At 64.1% G+C, this 18,351-nt stretch carries 14 protein-coding genes; 5 read left to right on the forward strand and 9 right to left on the reverse strand.

All coding sequences use genetic code 11. The features are described from left to right. Positions 1-18: 18 nt before the first annotated feature. A complete protein-coding gene (locus AT959_RS03200; RefSeq protein WP_066880543.1) occupies positions 19-1,650 on the forward strand; it encodes an NAD(P)/FAD-dependent oxidoreductase in 1,632 nt (543 codons plus the stop codon). A gap of 112 nt (positions 1,651-1,762) precedes the next feature. Here the strand turns inward: AT959_RS03200 and AT959_RS21960 are convergent, their stop codons facing one another. The 5 genes from AT959_RS21960 to AT959_RS03220 form a co-directional block, all read right to left on the reverse strand. Next, positions 1,763-1,888, reverse strand: coding sequence for a hypothetical protein (locus tag AT959_RS21960; RefSeq protein WP_276203660.1), 126 nt, complete (start codon positions 1,886-1,888; stop codon positions 1,763-1,765). Between the two features lie 224 nt (positions 1,889-2,112). Beyond that, positions 2,113-3,231 carry an alanine racemase gene (gene alr, locus AT959_RS03205; protein WP_066880545.1) on the reverse strand — a complete coding sequence of 373 codons (1,119 nt, stop codon included), beginning with the start codon at positions 3,229-3,231 and terminating at the stop codon, positions 2,113-2,115. Positions 3,232-3,307: 76 nt separating this feature from the next. Next, positions 3,308-4,672 (reverse strand): alanine/glycine:cation symporter family protein, encoded by a 1,365-nt coding sequence (locus AT959_RS03210; protein ID WP_066880547.1) that lies wholly within the window; start codon positions 4,670-4,672, stop codon positions 3,308-3,310. 26 nt (positions 4,673-4,698) lie between these two features. Continuing rightward, on the reverse strand, positions 4,699-5,076 hold the full coding sequence (locus tag AT959_RS03215; protein WP_066880549.1) for a RidA family protein: 378 nt from the start codon (positions 5,074-5,076) through the stop codon (positions 4,699-4,701). Between the two features lie 44 nt (positions 5,077-5,120). Next, the gene (locus AT959_RS03220; protein WP_338032490.1) at positions 5,121-6,467 is read right to left on the reverse strand and encodes a D-amino acid dehydrogenase; all 1,347 of its coding nucleotides are present in this window, start codon (positions 6,465-6,467) and stop codon (positions 5,121-5,123) included. A gap of 162 nt (positions 6,468-6,629) precedes the next feature. Between AT959_RS03220 and AT959_RS03225 the strand changes: the two genes are divergently transcribed. Next, positions 6,630-8,159, forward strand: a complete 1,530-nt coding sequence (locus AT959_RS03225) for a sigma-54-dependent transcriptional regulator (protein WP_066880920.1) — start codon at positions 6,630-6,632, stop codon at positions 8,157-8,159. Between the two features lie 118 nt (positions 8,160-8,277). On the opposite strand, the gene AT959_RS03230 is transcribed toward AT959_RS03225, so the two are convergent. After that, on the reverse strand, positions 8,278-8,820 hold the full coding sequence (locus tag AT959_RS03230; RefSeq protein WP_066880553.1) for a phasin family protein: 543 nt from the start codon (positions 8,818-8,820) through the stop codon (positions 8,278-8,280). 104 nt (positions 8,821-8,924) lie between these two features. Continuing rightward, positions 8,925-9,656 carry a S1 family peptidase gene (locus AT959_RS03235; RefSeq protein WP_066880555.1) on the reverse strand — a complete coding sequence of 244 codons (732 nt, stop codon included), beginning with the start codon at positions 9,654-9,656 and terminating at the stop codon, positions 8,925-8,927. A gap of 165 nt (positions 9,657-9,821) precedes the next feature. Here AT959_RS03235 and pbpC point away from each other — a divergent pair, with 165 nt between their 5' ends. Then, the gene (pbpC, locus tag AT959_RS03240) at positions 9,822-12,038 is read left to right on the forward strand and encodes a penicillin-binding protein 1C (RefSeq protein WP_240481696.1); all 2,217 of its coding nucleotides are present in this window, start codon (positions 9,822-9,824) and stop codon (positions 12,036-12,038) included. A gap of 9 nt (positions 12,039-12,047) precedes the next feature. On the opposite strand, the gene AT959_RS21965 is transcribed toward pbpC, so the two are convergent. Beyond that, positions 12,048-13,196, reverse strand: a complete 1,149-nt coding sequence (locus AT959_RS21965) for a diguanylate cyclase domain-containing protein (RefSeq protein ID WP_088178931.1) — start codon at positions 13,194-13,196, stop codon at positions 12,048-12,050. A 147-nt stretch (positions 13,197-13,343) separates the two neighbouring features. Between AT959_RS21965 and AT959_RS03250 the strand changes: the two genes are divergently transcribed. Both AT959_RS03250 and rarD read left to right on the forward strand, forming a co-directional pair. After that, a complete protein-coding gene (locus tag AT959_RS03250; RefSeq protein ID WP_066880922.1) occupies positions 13,344-14,036 on the forward strand; it encodes a DUF599 domain-containing protein in 693 nt (230 codons plus the stop codon). Between the two features lie 5 nt (positions 14,037-14,041). Next, entirely contained in the window at positions 14,042-14,926 is an 885-nt protein-coding gene (rarD, locus tag AT959_RS03255) for an EamA family transporter RarD (RefSeq protein WP_066880561.1), read from the forward strand. Positions 14,927-14,929: 3 nt separating this feature from the next. Here rarD and AT959_RS03260 read toward each other — a convergent pair whose 3' ends face one another. Next, positions 14,930-18,319 (reverse strand): bifunctional diguanylate cyclase/phosphodiesterase, encoded by a 3,390-nt coding sequence (locus tag AT959_RS03260; protein WP_083518177.1) that lies wholly within the window; start codon positions 18,317-18,319, stop codon positions 14,930-14,932. Between the last annotated feature and the right edge of the window lie 32 nt (positions 18,320-18,351).

An 18,351-nucleotide genomic window follows, 5' to 3' on the forward strand; every position in this document is an offset into this window, starting at 1 on the left:
CCCCCACGGATAGACACCATGCTGCGCCTGACCGAGATCAAGCTCCCCCTCCGCCCCTACACCGACGACGACCTGGCCGCCGCCATCGTCGAACGCCTCGCCATCGCCCCCGGCGAACTGCTCGGCTTCACGGTTTTCCGCCGCGGCTACGACGCCCGCAAGCGCAGCAACATCCTCTTCGTGTTCACGCTCGACGTCGAACTGCAGGACGAAGCCGCCGTCGTCAAGCGCCTGAAGGCGGCCAACAACGACGCCCATATCGGCCCGACGCCGGACACCCGCTACAAGTTCGTCGCCCAGGCCCCGGCCGATCTGAAGAGCCGGCCGGTCGTCATCGGCACCGGCCCCTGCGGCCTGCTTGCCGGCCTGATCCTGGCCCAGATGGGCTTCCGGCCAATCATCCTCGAACGCGGCAAGGCGGTGCGCGAGCGAACCAAGGACACCTGGGGCCTGTGGCGCAACAACAAGCTGAATCCGGAATCGAACGTCCAGTTCGGCGAAGGCGGCGCCGGCACCTTCTCGGACGGCAAGCTGTACAGCCAGATCAAGGACCCGCAGCACCACGGCCGCAAGGTGCTGGAAGAATTCGTCAAGGCCGGCGCGCCGGAAGAGATCATTTACGTCAGCAAGCCGCACATCGGCACCTTCCGGCTGGTCAAGATGGTCGAGAACATGCGCGCGACGATTACCGAACTCGGTGGTGAAATCCGCTTCGGCAGCAAGGTCGACCGCGTCATTATTGAAGATGGGCAGGTGCGCGGCGTCGAACTGGCCGGCGGCGAGACGATTGCCGCCGATCATGTCGTGCTCGCCATCGGCCACAGCGCCCGCGACACCTTCCAGATGCTGCACGACCAGGGCGTCTATATCGAAGCCAAGCCCTTCTCGATCGGCTTCCGCGTCGAACACCCGCAGACCCTGATCGACAAGGCACGTTTCGGGCCGAACGCCGGCAACGAACTGCTCGGCGCCGCCGACTACAAGCTGGTCCATCACTGCGCCAACGGCCGCTCGGCCTACAGTTTCTGCATGTGCCCGGGCGGCCAGGTGGTCGCCGCGACCTCGGAAGAAGGCCGCGTCGTCACCAACGGCATGAGCCAGTACTCGCGCGCCGAGCGCAACGCCAACGCGGCGCTGGTGGTCAACGTCAATCCGGAAGACTTCCCCGGCGACTACAAGACCAACCCGCTCGCCGGCATCGACTTCCAGCGGCAGTGGGAATCGGCCGCCTTCGTCGCCGGCGGCGGCACCTACGAGGCGCCGGCCCAGCGCATCGGCGATTTCCTGGCCGGCCGACCGTCGACCGCGCTCGGCGAAGTCGATCCCTCCTACCAACCGGGCGTGCACCTGACCGACCTGGCGAGTTGCGTACCGCCCTACGTTATCGAAGCGCTGCGCGAGGCGATCCCCGCCTTCGACAAGCAGATTCGCGGCTTCGCGATGGCCGATGCGGTGCTGACCGGCGTCGAGACACGCACTTCGTCGCCGATCCGCATCACGCGCAATGCCGAATGCCAGAGCCTGAATACGCGCGGCCTCTACCCGGCCGGCGAAGGCGCCGGTTACGCCGGCGGTATCCTGTCGGCCGCCGTCGATGGCATCAAGGTTGCCGAACAGGTGGCGCTGAGCATGGTCAAGACCGGCAGCTAAGCGCCGATGCCGGCGGTCGACTGCCCGAAAAGGCAAAAAACCGTAGCGCTACATGACAAAAGCCCGGCAGTTGCCGGGCTTTTCGTTGGCAAACCGGACGACTGTCCGGGACTCAACGATGAATGAAGGGAACCACTTCCGCCGCGTGCTTTTTCGCCAGCTTGGCCGACTTTTTTTCCTTCGGCGTCAGTAGCGCCTGTTTCTTGGTTTCCTTGTTGCTTTTGACTGTCTTGTTCATGGCACTGCTCCTGATCGGCACGAATACCCGTGCCAATTCAGTATAGGCCGATCCACGGCTTGCAACCGGCGCGCGAAAAATATAGCCACCGACAGTCCGTGAACAAAAAAAAGCCCACACGAGGTGGGCTTAAATCCATTTCTTGGAGGAGATGGAGGAGACAGACTTCAGTATGCCAAGAATCATGCTGCAGTGCAACATATTTTTACAGAAAGAGCTCGAGCTTAACCCGCGACAGCCCCAAGATAGTGCCGCGCATAGCGCTGCCCGAGGCTGGTCAGCACTTCATAGCCGATGGTACCGGCCCGTGCCGCGATGGCATCAACGCCGATGGTCGGGTTGGCGAGATCCAGCAGTCCACCCTCGACAATTCGCCCTTCGGGCAGCTCGCTGATATCGACGATGATCGTATCCATAGAAACGTTGCCGATCAGCGGCAGACTGATGCCATCGCAACAGGCCACGCCGCGGTTGCTCAGGCTGCGCAGGTAACCGTCCGCATAGCCAACGGCCACCGTCGCGATGCGCGAGGAACGCGACGCTGTCCAGGTGTGCGAATAGCCGACTGAAGTTCCAGCGGCAATAGTGCGCGTCTGCAGTACCTTGCCCTGCAGGCGGACGACTGGACGCATCGGGTTGGCTTGCGCCGCTACCGGCGCAACGCCGTAGAGCGCAGCCCCCGGACGCACCAGGTCGAAATGATAGTCGTCACCAAGGAAAATGCCCGACGAATTGGCCAGACTGCCCCTGACACCAGGCATTTTGGCCAGCGCAGCACGAAATCCTTCCAGTTGCAGGCGATTGACCGGACTCTCCTGGTCTTCGGCACTGACCAAGTGGCTCATCACGTATTTCAGGTCGATGCCCTTCAACTGCCCGGAAGCCGCCGCCAAACGGGCAAACTCATCGGGCGCCAGGCCGAGGCGGGCCATACCGGTATCGACCTGGAGGATGGCGGGCAGGACATGGTCGATCCGGCAGGCCAAGGCCTGCCAGGCCTCCACTTGCGGCATGCTGTTGAGGACGGGTACCAAACCATGTCGCACAAACTCGCCTTCGGCCCCGGGATGGGCGCCATGCAGGACATAGAGCATCGCGTCGTCAGGAAGCGTCGGGCGCAACACGATGCCCTCGTTGAGATGAGCGACGAAGAAGTGCCGGCAGCCGGCGCGATAGAGGGCCGGGGCAACTTGCGTCGCACCGAGGCCATAGGCATCGGCCTTGACGACGGCGGCACACGCGGCGGTGGCTAGTTTGGCCTGGAGGCTACGCCAGTTGGCGCACAGGGCATCAAGATCGATGCTGAGCAAAGCGCCAAAGGGGGAAAGTGAGTCATGGGACATGCGTTTCTCGTCGATTGTAGATATCGGAAAAATGGCCAGCTGCGGCAACTCCGCCGCAACCGGCCGGCCCTCTGTGTCAGGCAGCCTTCAAACGCAGCTCACGTCTGGCCCAGTATTCCCGTGTCAATCGGGCGACCACCGGCGAGAGAAGGAGCAGGGAGATCAGATTGGGCAGGGCCATGAAGGCGTTGAGGGTGTCCGAAACCAGCCAGACGAAGTCGAGCTGGGTAACGGCACCAACCAGCACGAAGATGGTCCAGACCACGCGATATGGCACTTCCACCGAGGTGCCGACCAGGTATTCCCAACATTTCTCACCGTAGTAGGCCCAACCGAGAATGGTCGTGAAGGCGAAGACCGCAATCGCGATGGCCAGGAACTGTCCGCCGTAGCCGTTGAATGCGGCATCGAAACCGGCAGCGCTGAGCGCCGCGCCCTTCAGCCCACTGCTCCAGACACCGGTGACGATCAGCACCAGGCCGGTCATCGTGCACACGATGATGGTGTCGATGAAAGTGCCCATCATGCCGACCAGACCGGATTCGACCGCATTCTTCGTCTGGCCGGCAGCCTGGGCGATACCCGCGGTGCCGAGGCCGGCTTCGTTGGAGAAGATGCCGCGGGCGACACCGTAGCGCATGGCCATCATCACCGCGGCGCCGGCAAAGCCGCCGGTCGCGGCGACCGGATTGAAGGCGCTCTCGAAGATCAGCGCGAAGGCAGCGGGAAGCTGCTCGACGTAAATGCCAAGGACGATCAACGAGGCGACGATATAGCCGATGCACATGAAAGGAACGAGTTTTTCCGCCACCGCGCCGATGCGCTTGACGCCGCCCAGCAGCACGAAGCCGGTAAAGACCGCCATGACGATGCCGGACACCCAGTGGTTGATGCCGAATGCGGCATGCAGCGCGCCGGCGATGCTGTTCGACTGGACCATGTTGCCGATGCCGAAGCCAGCCAGGCCGCCGAAAATGGCGAAGGCGGTGCCCAGCCAGCGCCAGTGCTTGCCAAGGCCGTTCTTGATGGCGTACATCGGCCCGCCGATCTGCTCGCCATGGTCGTCCGTCTCGCGGTAATGCACGGCGAGCAGCACTTCGGAATATTTGGTGGCCATCCCGACGAGTGCCGTCATCCACATCCAGAACATCGCTCCCGGCCCGCCGACGGCAATAGCTGTGGCCACGCCGGCGATATTGCCGGTACCGACGGTTGCCGCCAGCGCCGTCATCAGCGCGGCGTAGGGGGTAATTTCACCCGGCGCATCGGGGGCCGCCTTGCGGCCACGCCAGACCATCGCGAAACCGGCGAAGATCTTGGTGATCGGCATGAACTTCAGCCGCAGTTGCAGGTACAGGCCGGTGCCGAGAATAGCCACCAGCATGGGCGGCCCCCAGACGATGTCGTTGATCGCGGTGATGAATTGCGTCAATGCTTCCATGATTTGTTCTCCGTTCGGTGGGGTATTCAAACAGCAATGCGGGCAACAACCTCGATCTCGACCAGGACGTCGCGCGGCAGGCGCGCCACCTGAACGGTCGAGCGCGCCGGCTTGTGGCTGCCGAATCGCCGCTCATACACCGCATTCAGGCGCACGAAGTCGTTGAGGTCCTGGACGAAAACGGTACTCTTGACGACTTGGGCAAGTGATGCGCCGGCGGCTGAGAGAACGAAGGAAAGGTTGTCGAAAACCTGTTCCGTCTGGCTTTCGATATCGCTGCCGGCCAGTTGACCGGCAGCGGTAAGCGGGATCTGTCCCGAGGTAAAAACCCAGCCGTCGGCGACGATGGCCTGGGCATAGGGACCAATGGCGGCCGGAGCCTCGGATGTTGCGATGGCGTGCATGGAATTGTCTCCTTTGTTGTTGGTACGTGTCTTGGTATGGAAAATCAGGCGTAGCGGGCAATGCTGAGGTCGTTGACGGCGATCTCGGGCTGGCGGCCGCTGAGCATGTCGGCGACGACGCGACCAGTGCCGGCAGCCATGGTCCAGCCCAGGGTTCCGTGGCCGGTACTGAGCGTCAGGTTGTCGTAACGCGTCTTGCCGATAATCGGCGTGCCGTCCGGGGTCATCGGGCGCAAACCGGTCCAGAACTCTGCTCTGGCGACATCGCCGCCCTTCGGGAAGAGATCGGTGACGACGAATTCCAGGGTCTTGCGCCGCCCCGCTTCCAGCCCGAGGTCGAAACCTGATAGCTGAGCCGTGCCGCCGACACGGATACGGTCACCCAAGCGGGTCACGGCGACCTTGTGGGTCTCGTCCATGATGGTCGACTCGGGCGCCATGGCGGGATCGGTGATCGGCACAGTGATCGAGAAGCCCTTGACCGGATAAACCGGGATATTGATGCCGAGCGGCTTCAGCAGTTGCGTCGAATAGCTGCCAAGGGCCAGCACGTACTGGTCGGCGGTCAGGGTGCCGGCATCGGTGCGGATACCGGTGATGCGGCGCCCATCGTGCTCGATGCCGTCGATTGCCGTACCAAAGCGAAACTCGACACCCAGTCCTTCAGCCATCTTGGCGAGGCTTTGCGTGAACTTGAAGCAGTCGCCGGTCTCGTCGCCGGGCAGACGCAGGGCGCCGACGAACTTCTCCTGGACCTCGGCCAGGGCCGGCTCGTATTCGATATAGCCAGCCCGGTCGAGCACCTGGAAGGGGACACCGGATTCCTTGAGAATTTCAATATCCTTGCCGATACCGTCCAACTGCTTCTGGGTGCGGAATAGTTGCAGCGTGCCCTGGCTGCGCTCGTCGTAGGCGATACCAGTATCGGCACGCAATTGCTTGAGGCAGTCGCGGCTGTATTCGGCAACCCGCACCATGCGGCTCTTGTTGACCTGATAGGCGGCCTCCGTGCAGTTGCGTAGCATGGCCGCCCCCCAGCGCCACATCGCCGGGTCGAGCATGGGCTTGATGACCAGTGGACTGTGGTGCATAAGCATCCACTTGATCGCCTTGACCGGTACGCCGGGGCCGGCCCAGGGGGCCGAATAGCCGGGCGAGACTTCGCCGGCGTTGGCAAAGCTGGTTTCCAGCGCCGGGCCGGGCTGGCGGTCGACCACGGTGACCTGATGGCCGGCCTTGGCCAGATAGTAGGCGATGCTGGTGCCGATGACGCCACTGCCGAGAACGAGGACATGCATGTGATTTCTCCTTGAGGAAACGGGTTGTTTCTTTACATGAAGTCTGTATAGCGATCCTCGTGCCAGCAAAATAAAATCGTTTAAAAACAACAACGTAAATAAAATTTCAAGAAAAACGAACGCCCGTTCGTAACGAATTCAATACACAAAGCTCCGATCAATCGCCGGAAATATCGAATTTCCAATTATTTTCAGTTGCTTGCCGGCGACGTATCGATTTTAATACGATGTAATGAATTCATGACGGCGAACAACATGCGCATTGACGTCTTCTTTTCCGACCGGGTCGGCATCGCCCAGGAAGTCCTCGCCGAACTGGCCCGGCGCAGCCTCAACGTGACGGCGGTCGAGGTCGATCCCCCCCACATCTTCATCGAGGCACCAGCCCTCGATCAGGGCGGCCTCGACGCATTGCGCGACCAGTTGATGCAAGTCAGCGGCGTGCGCACCGTCGAACCGGTCGGCATGCTGCCGGGTGCGCAACGCCGCCTCTACCTCGATGCCCTGCTCGCCTCGCAACCCGACCCGATCTTCGCAGTCGATGAAGCGGGCCATGTCGTCGTCGCCAATGGTGCCGCCGTTGCGGCCAGCGGCCTGGCTGAAGGCAACCTGATTGGCTGCCCTGTGCAGGACCTGATCGGCAACCCGGAACTGCTCCGCGAATTGGTCGATGGCGGCTATCACCTGCCGGTTTGCGAAATCGTCATCAACGGCGAGTCTTACATGCTGGAAACCATGCCGCTGCACGAATTCGGTGGCCGCGTCGCCGGCGCGGTGATGACCCTTCATGCCCCGAGCCGCATGGGCGAACGCATGAGCGCGCTGCAGAACTACGATGCCGGCGGCTTCGAAGCCATCCTCGGCAGTTCGCCGGAGATCGTACAGCTCAAGCAGCGCGCCGCACGCATGGCGATCGTCGATGCGCCGCTGTTGATCACCGGCGAAACCGGTACCGGCAAGGAACTGCTCGCCCATGCCTGTCATGCCGGCAGCGGCCGCAGCGGCCAGCCTTTCTTTGCACTGAATTGCGCCGCATTGCCGGAAAACCTCGCCGAGAGCGAGCTCTTCGGCTACACCGCCGGCGCTTTCACCGGCGCCCTGCGCGGTGGCAAGCCCGGCCTGCTCGAACTGGCCGATGGCGGCACGGTGTTTCTTGACGAGATTGGCGAAATGTCACCCTATCTGCAGGCCAAGCTGCTGCGCTTTCTCAACGATGGCAGTTTTCGGCGGGTTGGCGGCGACCGGGAACTGCGCATGAACGTGCGCATCATCAGTGCGACGCATCGGGCACTGGAAAACATGGTGACCAGCGGCCACTTCCGTCAGGACCTCCTGTTCCGCCTGAACGTGCTAAATCTGCACGTACCGCCGCTCCGTGAACGCCCCGGCGACATCCTGCCGCTCGCCCAGTTTTTCCTCAGTCGTGCCTGCGCCCAGGCCTCCCGGCCGCCGATACGCCTTTCCCAGGCGGCCTGTGCGGCGATGCTGGGCAATCCCTGGATCGGCAATATCCGCCAGTTGCAGAACGTGATATTTCGGGCAGTGACGATGACCGAGCGTAACGTCATCAATGTCGAGGATCTCGAACTGGCCCAGGAAGCCACCCCCGCCCTGCCCGGAGAGACTAGCGACGTCGCCAGCCTAGAGCAGGCCGTTGCCGAGTTCGAAAAAAGCCTGCTGCAGCGCCTTTACCGGGAGTTTCCCTCAAGCCGACGTTTGGCCAAGCGTCTCGGCACTTCGCATTCGGCGATCGCCAATCGCTTGCGGCGATACGGGATTTCCTAGTCAGAGCGAAATCCTTCGCCAAACCCCTCGTCGCCGAATGGTGGCTGAGTTATTTCAGCGTCAACGAAAAAGCCCCGCGAAATTCGCGGGGCTTTGCTTTTCAGAAAGTCTGAAAGACTTACTTGGCCTTCTTGGCAGCGTCGGTAGCGACCTTGGTCACGGCCGAAACGTTGGCTTGGGCAGCATCAGCGAACTGCTTGGCAACGGAGTTCATGTTGCCGAAAGCCGAGGTGGCGGCGGCAATGGCGTTCTGGATGGCGGCAACGGCGCTTTCCGAACCAGCCGGAGCGGACTTGGCGGCCATTTCGAGCATGCCGGTCATCGACTTCTGGAAGTCGCCGAATTGGGCTTCAACCATCTTGGCCAGCTCCTGCTGGGTCTGGCTGGTGATTTCGTAGACCGAGCGGGTGTAGGCAACAGCCTTCTCGACAGCCGGTTGGGCCAGGGAAGATTGAACGGCCAGGGCTTCCTTCGGATCCTTGGCGCCGAGCACGGCCTTGACACCGGAAACGCCATCTTCCAGAGCGGCGCGGGCGGTGTTCAGGTTGAGGGCGGCGATGCGCTCGGCGGAAGCCAGGGCGGTGTTGGCGACGGACAGCAGCGAGTCAACGGTGGCTTTGTTGGCAGCGGCGAATTGTTCGGTATTGATGGTCATGGACATCTCCTGAATTAGTTTGTCGGTTTGTTCGAGGTGCAGTATAGCCTAACAAATTCAAAAATGGTGCACCGCAGCAATTTTATTTTCATAACTGTAATTACTGATTACTACTTCGCCGTAAGGGTCAGCAGGATGTCGGCGTACCAAGCGCAGTTCAGGCCGAGGGCTTCATCGAGCTTGAGGTCGCGCGAGCCGACGTCGAGGCGGGCCGAATGGACGCCGAGCAGCATCCACGGCAGATCACCCAGCTCCGCCACCGGCCCTGGCACCCGCATGACGACCGGGGCGCCGCTGGTGCCGCGGTGGGTGCGGGCATCGGTCAGGAAATAGCCCTGCCCCTGAAAACGCAGCCCGAAGGACGAGGCGATGATCGCCTGGCGGACAACCGGCATGTGGTGCAGCGTATCGTGAAAGCCGAGCGGAAAACCGACGACGAGCAATGAACTGCCGACTTCGACCTGATCGAAACGGCCAAGCAGATGCTGCGGCGTGAAGGCCCGATAGAGTGCGCTTTTCGGGAAGGCCTCCCGATCGATTTCGAGGACGGCGACGTCAATCTCGCCGGCCGTATCCGACCCCTGCCGCCACAGGCTCTTGCCGTCACGGTAGAGCGGCATCGAGAAGCCGGTGGATTTGGCGATGTCGTCGGCGTTGATGTGCAGTTCGATCTCGATGCGGTTGGGAAAATGCTTGCTCGGTTTGTCGAACAGCACATGCCGACTGGTAACCAGAAAGAGCCGGCTGTCGCGCTCGAAGAAGAAGCCGCTGGCATTGGTCAGGTTTTGCTGCCGATTGAAGGTAAAGATGCGGGCAGCAGAGAGCAGGACTGTTTCGATCATCGGCGAGTCGCCTTTTGGTGAGGCCGGCTAGCAGCCGGCGCATGAGCTGGTGCGGGTTGCCCGGTAGCATATTGAAGTCAGCATAGCACCGATGCCAGAACGGGCTTGCATCGGGCCGGCCAATCCCGTTATATGCCAGCCATCAGTCCCTCTCGTCATCGCCCCGTGTTTCTGCCGGAACTCCGCCCCCACCTGTTCGCCCTGCTCCTCGCCCTGCCGCTGCCGGCAGTGGCCTTGCCCAGCTATGGCGAAGTGCGCGCCGCCCATGTGCCGTCCGAAGCGACGTTGCTTGCCCGCGACGGCAGGCCGCTACACAGCCTGCGGCTTGACATGCAGGTCCGCCGTTCGCCGTGGACACCGCTCGCCGAGATTTCGCCGGCCCTGATCGGGGCGGTGATCGTTTCCGAAGACCGGCGCTTCATGGAACACGACGGCGTGGACTGGCCGGCTGCCGGCAAGGCTGCCTGGAGCAATTTCTGGGGCGGCCGGACACGCGGCGCCAGCACGCTGAGCATGCAACTGGCCGGCTTGATCGACGACGACGGCCAGCGGCGCGGCCGCCGCTCCATTTTTGCCAAAATTTCGCAGTCGACCGCAGCACTGCGCCTGGAGGGCTTCTGGAGCAAGCGCCAGATCATCGAGGCCTACCTCAACCTGGTCAGTTTCCGCGGCGAACTGGTCGGCGTCGGCGCGATGAGCCGGCAACTGTTCGGTAAATGGCCGCACGGCCTCGACGAACGCGAAGCGGCGCTGGCCGCCGCCCTGCTCCGCTCACCGAATGCCAGCCCGGCCCTGGTCGCCAAACGGGCCTGCAACCTGCTCAAGGAAATGCAGCGTGCTGCCGAATGCGCGGGGCTGGAGGGCTTTGCCAGCCGGACCCTGAGCGGCGCGCAGGCGGAAACGGCGACCGCCCCCGGCGAGCAACTGGCCCCGCACCTGGCCCGCAAGCTACTCGTCGCGCCGGGCCAGCAACTGCGCTCCAGCCTCGACGCCGATCTCCAGCGCTTTGCCAACCAGGCCTTGCGCCGCCAGTTGTCGGCCCTGCGCCAGCAGAATGTCGAGGATGGCGCGCTGCTCGTTATCGACAATGCCAGCGGCGAGATTCTGGCCTGGGTCGGCTCGAGCGGCGATCTCTCCGGCGCCGCCGAAGTCGATGGCGCGACGGCGCTGCGCCAGGCCGGCTCGACGCTGAAACCCTTTCTCTATGCGCTGGCCTTCGAACGCCGCCAGCTGACCCCGGCGGCGCTGATCGAGGATGCGCCACTGACGCTAGATACCGGCAACGGCCTCTATGCGCCGCAAAACTACGAGCCGCACTACCGCGGCTGGGTCTCGGCGCGCATGGCGCTGGCCGGCTCGCTCAACGTGCCGGCCGTCAAGACGCTGGTCCGCCTCGGCCCCGAGGCTTTCCACCAGCGCCTGCGGCAGACCGGCTTCAGCAGCCTGCAGCAAAGCGGCGAGTGGTACGGCTACAGCCTGGCCCTCGGCTCGGCCGACATTTCACTGCTGATGCTGGCCAATGCCTACCGCACCCTGGCCAATGCCGGCCAGTGGTCGGCACTGCGCGTCGTGCCGGGCCAGGGCGCCGGCCCCATTCCCTGCCAGCGCGACGGCTGCGCCGGCGTCTTCGCCGGCCCGAGCCGGGCGGTCAACACGCCGGCCAGTGCCTTTTTGGTCGGCGACATCCTGGCCGACCGCAACGCCCGCGCTGCCACCTTCGGCCTCGAATCCTGGCTCGCCACGCCCTACTGGAGCGCCGCCAAGACCGGCACCAGCAAGGACATGCGCGACAACTGGTGTGCCGGCTGGTCGCGCCGCTATACCGTCGCCGTCTGGGTCGGCAACGCCGGCGGCAGCCCGATGCACGACGTTTCCGGCATTTCCGGCGCAGCGCCGGTCTGGCGCGAGGTGATGGACTGGTTGCACCGCGGCGACCCCGGGCAGGGCCGCCCCCGGCTCGCCAGCCGGCCGCCGGCCGCCCCGGCCGGCCTGGTCAGGACGCGCATCCGCTTCGAGCCGGCCCGTGAGCCTAGCCGCGACGAATGGTTCCTCGCCGGCAGCGAAACGCCCCTCGTCCGCGCCGCCTCGGCCAGTGCGCTGGCGCGCATTGCCTACCCGGCCGAGGGCAGCATCATCGCCCTCGATCCGGATATTCCGCCGCAGCGACAACGCGTCCCGCTCCGCCTGTCGGCAACGGCCGAAGCCGGCTGGCGCTGGCGACTCGACCAGCAAGTACTCGGCCCGGCCGACAGCCGGCTGCTCTGGCTGCCGCAGCCGGGCAAACACCGGTTGCACCTGGAAAACAGCCGTGGCGAAACGATGGATACGGTCAATTTCGAAGTCCGTGCCCTGAAGGGGCGGCGCGCCGCGGCCAGTCGCTAAGGGCGGCGTTCAGTCGCTTTCGGCAAAGAGATAGCGCCGCTTGCCGGCCTCCTTGGCCCGATACATCGCCAGATCAGCGAGGCGGATGATGCCGTCCGGCGTGCTGGCCGGGCCAACATTCGGGAACAGGCAGATGCCGATGCTGGCGCTCAGCGAGTAGCCGGGCGGCAGGCCGGGAATCGGCGATTCGATCAGCGAAATCAGCTTGCCGGCGAGATGTGCGGCGCCGTCGCAGGAGCCGATGTCCTGGGCGAGCACGAAAAACTCGTCGCCGCCGAGACGCGACACGGTATCGGTTTCGCGCATCGCCGTACTCAGCCGGCGGGCGATTTCGCACAGGGCGATGTCGCCGGCAGCATGGCCGAGCCGGTCGTTGACCGCCTTGAAGCCATCGAGATCGACAAAATAGCCGGCATGCCGCTCGGCATCGCGGCGGGCCAGGGCCAGCGCCTGGTTGATCCGGTCGATCAGCAGGTCGCGGTTCGGCAAGCCGGTCAGGCGGTCGTGCAACGAACGTTCGAGATGCTGGCGGCGTTCGTGATCGAGCTGCATTTCGCGCAGGAAAAGCTGGCGGCGCTGGTATTCGACCAGATAGCCGGCGGCCCCACCGATCAGGTTGGCCGAAATCAGGAAGAAATTGTGGCTGAGCAGCAGCGGCGCCGGGTATTGCCGCAGATGGCCGAACAGCAGGTTGTAGAGCAGCAGGAGCAGGATGCTGACCGCCAGCGCCTGGATGAAACGGGCGCCGAGCAGGTTGTAGGTATAGAAGGTGGCGAGCATCAGGCCCGGATAGTAGTAGGCGCTGCTGTCGACCGGCAGATGCCAGAGCATGGCGATCAGGCCGAGCCCGGCGGCGAGGCCGACCAGGGCAAGCGGCAACTGGCTGGTCTTTTCGAACCACGGCGAAAAACTGAGGGCGAGCACGGCAACCGGCACACCCAGCGCCAGCAGGCGAATGCTCCACACCGTTTGCCACAGTTCGGGCGGCACGAACAGATGATCCAGCGCGCCATAAAGAAAGTAGACGACGGTGCCGACCGCAATCGCCGCCCGCCCCTGCAGGCGCAAGCGTGGCAGCAGATGGCGGACGAAAGCCTGCTCGGTTGCCGGGTCGCGGAAACTGAGGGTCAGGGGATGCAGGCGATTCATCGAAGACATGCGGGGCGGAGCACCTTGGCCGAAAAATCCTCGGCGAGCGAAAATGAAGGGCAAACGGACGACAGCCACAGTAAAGGATATCTTGGCCGGCGCGGCAAGAGGTTTTCCCCAGTGCCCGGCCAGCGCCGCCTGTGGCAAGATGCCGGCATGCACGCCCTGCCCCACCTCTCCGCGATCGACTGGCTAGCGCTGGCCGCCTTCTTTAGCTGCTGGGCCGGTTATGCCTGGTTTTCCGAACACAGCCACTGGGGCGCCGGCGGCCTGATCCGGACCAGCCAGGCCTACCGGCTGGACTGGGCCTACCGCATGCTGGAGCGCGAGGTGCGGGTGACCGACTCGACGCTGATCGGCAACCTGATGACCAGCGTCTCCTTCTACGCCAACACCACCATCTACATCATCGCCGGCCTGGTCGCCGCGCTCGGCGCGGCCGACAAGCTGATCAGCGTCACCGCCGAACTGCCCTTTGGCGGCGCCGGCAACCGTGAACTGCTTGAGATCAAGCTGATGCTGGTCCTTGCCAGCTTCGTCTTCGCCTATTTCAAATTCACCTGGTCGCTGCGCCAGTTCAACCTGCTCTCCATCCTGGTTGGCGCCGCACCGCAGGGCAAGACCGGCGAGCCGGGCATCGATGATTACGCACAACGGGTGGCTGCGGCCAACAGCCTGGCCGGCGACGATTTCAATCGCGGCATCCGCGCCTATTATTTCGGCCTCGCCGCCTCCGGCTGGCTGCTCAGCCCGCTCGTCCTCGCCGCCCTCGCCGTCAGCGTGCTGGTCGTCCTCTACCGGCGCGACTACCGCTCGGCGGCCCTGGCCGTCGTCAGCAAAAAAACCTGAGGCCCATGAATCGTCAATCCCAACTGGCCGGCATCGGCTTCGGCCTGCTCGCCTATGGCATCTGGGGCTTCTTTCCCCTGTTCTTCCACCAGCTCAATCACGTCTCGCCGATGGACGTGCTGTCCAACCGCGCCGTCTGGGCCTGCCTCTTCGTCGGCATCCTGCTCACTATCGGCCGGCGCTGGGGCAAGGTTCTGGCCATCTTCAAAAGGCCACGGCAGTTCGCCATGCTCGCCCTGGCCGCGCTGCTGGTCGGCAGCAACTGGCTGATGTTCCTGTGGGCGGTCGGCCATCAGCAGGTGGTCGCTTCCAGCCTCGGCTACTTCCTGACGCCGCTGGTCAATGTGCTGCTCGGCCTGCTCGTGCTGAAAGAGCGCCTGAACCGGCTGGAATGGATTTCGGTCGGCCTCGCCGTCGCCGCCATCGCCAATGAAGTGATCGCCCTCGGCAGCCTGCCCTGGGTCTCGCTGTTTCTCGCCGCCACCTTCGGCACCTACGGCCTGGTCCGCAAGCAGGTCCCGGTCGATGCGTTGTCCGGCCTCTGGCTGGAAACCCTCGCCATGCTGCCGGTGTGCGGCCTCTACGCGCTATGGCAGGCGCAAGCCGGGCACATGGTTTTTGCCGCCCAGGACGGGTTGACCGCCGGACTGTTGATCGGCGCCGGCGTGCTGACCGCACTGCCGCTGATCGCCTTCGCCGCTGCCACCCAGCGCCTCGATCTGGCCACCGTCGGCATGCTGATGTACATCAACCCGACCATGCAGTTCGTCACTGCGGTCTGGATTTTCGGCGAGCCGATGCAGCCTGCCCGCCTGCTCAGCTTCGGCTTGATCTGGCTCGGCCTCTTTGTCTTTAGCTGGAGCATGTGGCAGAAGCTGCGCCGCTCCTAGACCTCAGGCGTGGACCGCCTGTTCGCGTAGCCAGCTTTCGAACTGTGCCGCCGGCAGCGGCCGGCTGAAGAAAAAGCCCTGCCCCTGGTCGCAGCCAATGCTGCGCAGGAAATCGAGCTGCTCGACGGTTTCGATGCCTTCGGCGGTGATCTTGAAGCCGAGTGAATGGCCGAGGGCGATGATGGCCTGAGTGATCGCGACATCGTTGCTGTCGTGCGGCAGGTCGGAGACGAAGGCGCGGTCGACCTTCAGATTGTTGATCGGCAGCACCTTCAGATAGGCCAGCGAGGAATAGCCGGTGCCGAAATCGTCGACTGCCGTCGTCACGCCCATTTCCTGGATGGCGCACAGCACGTCGCGCGCCTGTTCCGGATTTTCCATCAGCAGGCTCTCGGTGACCTCGACTTCGATCGCCTCGGCCGGCAGTTCATGGCGGTGCAGCGCCTGGCGCAGGGCTTCGACATAATCGCTGCGCTCGATCTGCGGCGCCGCGACGTTGATCGCCACCCGCCCGCTGAGCAAGCCGCTGGCGCGCCAGCTGCGCTGCTGGCGACAGACCGTGTCGAGCACCTGCTCGCCGATCGGGATGATCAGCCCGGTCCGCTCGGCGACCGGGATGAAATCGGCCGGCGAGATCAGGCCGCGCTCAGGATCGCGCCAGCGCAACAGGGCCTCGGCGCCATCGACGCGACCGCTGGCCAGATCGAGTTTCGGCTGGTACCAGACCTCGAACTCCTGTTGCTCGACCGCCCGCCGCAGGGCGCGTTCGAGCAGCAGACGCTCCTGCGAACGGCGGGTCATCTCGGCCTGGTAGAAACGGTAGTCGTTGCGCCCGCCTTCCTTGGCGCCGTACATCGCGGTGTCGGCATGGCGCAGCAGCTCGGCCGGCGTTTCTCCATCCTGCGGCCCGACGGCAACGCCAATGCTGCCGGTGACCAGCGCCGCCGTGCCGTTCAGGTCGAACGGTTCCTGCAGCGACTGCAGCAGTTTCTTGACGACGGCGATGGCATCGGTGCCCTGCGCCAGGTTGTTCAGGATGAAGGCGAACTCGTCGCCCCCCAGCCGGGAGACCGTATCCTCGACCCGGACGCATTTCCGGAAGCGCTCGGCCGCCTCCATCAGCAACTGGTCGCCGACCGGGTGGCCGAGGCTGTCGTTGACCGTCTTGAAACCGTCGAGGTCGAGCAGCAGCACGGCAATCGGCTGGCCGTAACGCTGCGAGCGGTCGAGCGCGTGCTGTAGGCGATCCTGGAACAGCGCCCGGTTGGGCAACCCGGTCAGCGCGTCGAAGTGGGCCATCTTTTCCAGCGCCGCCTGCGAGTGCTTGATGGCCGAAATATCGGAAAAGACGGCGACGTAATTGACCGCCTCGCCCTCTGGATTGCGCACGGCGTTGATCGTCAGCCACTCGGGATAGAGGGCGCCGCTCTTGCGCCGGTTCCAGATCTCGCCGCGCCAGACGCCGGTACTTTGCAGCGTCGCCCACATCTCGCGATAGAACTCGGCCTTCTGGCGCTGCGACTGCAGGATGCTCGGCCGCTGACCGATGGCGTCGGCCGGGCTGAACTCGGTAATTTCGGTAAACGCCCTGTTGACCGAAACGATAACGCCGGCGGCATCGGTGATCATCACACCTTCGGCGGTATTTTCCATGACCACGCCAGCCAGCCGCAGTTGCTCGGAATAGGCCTTCATTTCGGTGACATCGGTCGACATGCCGAGGACACCGCGCAATTCGCCATTCGGGCCAAGCAGCGGGCACTTGGTCGTCAGATAAATATGCGACGCATCGACCTTGCCGATCTTGCCCTCGAACGTGATCGCACTGCCCTGCGCCATGACCTGGGCGTCCTCGGCTTGCCGCAACAGTGCATCTTCCGCCGCCATGAACTGGCTGCGCGACAAACCGACGAGCGAGGCCCGGGAACCGGCAAAAACCTGCTCGAAGGCTCGGTTGCAAAACTGCAGCCGGCCCTCGGGATCGAACATGTAGATCAGCGACGGCACGTTGTCGAGAATGGCCTGGTTCAGCGCCTGTTGCTGGGCCAAGGCCTCCTGTGCCTGCTTGCGCACCGAGATGTCGCGGATCACCGCATAGAGCAGTTGCTCGCCGTTCAGGCTCATCGGGCACAGCGTCACCTCGGCCGGGAACAGTTCGCCGTCCTTGCGCCGGTGCAGCCACTCAAAGCGGTGCAGGCCTTTCTCCAGGGCAATCTGCAACATCGCCGAGACCTTGTCGGCCGATGTCTGGCCATCGGGCTGCAGGGTTGGCGAGATGTCGGCCGGCGTCACGTTCCGGAACTCGGCCATGTCCTGGAAGCCGAACACCGTCATTGCCGCGTGGTTGACGTCGACACACTCGCCATTCAAGCGGACGATCCAGCAGGGGTCCGGCGAACGCTCGAACAGCGTGCGGAACCGGGCTTCGCTCTGCAGCAGCGAAGTCTCCAGTTGCTGGCGTTCCTCGATTTCGCGGAAGAGGACCCGATTGCGCTGGCGACTCAAGCGATGCATGTGCTGCAACCGGGCAACGAAAAAACTCGAAAGCAGCGTTGCCGCCAGGGCGAACAGAAACAGCGGCCGGCTCAGCGGCGACGGAGCCTGCCAGCCGCCCTCCGGCAATGCCGCCAGTTGCCACTGGCCGCCCGGCACTTCGATCAGCATCGTCACCGGCTGCTGCGCGAAGACGGCGGGCTCGCCCCAGATCATCTCACCGTCGGCGCCGCGCCCATCCCGACCGCGCACCGCCAGTTGCAGCGCAGACACCGACTTGATGCCGCCCAGCGCCAGCAGGGCGTCGAGATCGGCGACGATCGAGGTGACCCCCCAGTAACGGGCGCTGTCCAAGCCAACATCGACAAAGACCGGCCGCCGGTAAATCAGGCCGCTGCCGCCTTGCACCAACTGAACCGGCCCGGCCAGCAGCGGCCGGCGGAGTTCCTGCGCCCGGGCAATCAGCGGGTACTGGGCCGGCAGGGTCCGGTAATCGACACCGAGCGCCTTCTCGTTGGCCGAGCGCGGGTAGATATCCCGGATGATGTCGTCAGGGGCCACGGCAATGTTCCGGATCGCCGGCACACTCTCGATCGCCAGGCTGGCCATGCCGGCGAAACGCTCCGGGGCAATGCTGCCATCGAGGATCAGCAATTGGGCTATGCCCTCGGTCACCGCGAATGTGGAACGAAGTTGGGCCTCCAGGCGGGCGCCGTGGCGCCCCAGTTCGCTGGCCGTCGCACTGCGCAGTTCGCTTTGCTGGCGCTCGGCATCAAGTTGCCCGACAGTGATGGCCAGACCGAGGCCCAGGACGAAAATGGCGCCGGGCAGCAGGTAGCCGCCCGCGTGCTTTTTCAGCCCGCCACTGATTTCCTGCGCCTTGTCCATCGTTCCTGCCATTGATCTACCCGAGCCATGTTGATGCGATCTGC

The organism is Dechloromonas denitrificans (genome assembly GCF_001551835.1).
Taxonomy (GTDB): domain Bacteria; phylum Pseudomonadota; class Gammaproteobacteria; order Burkholderiales; family Rhodocyclaceae; genus Azonexus; species Azonexus denitrificans.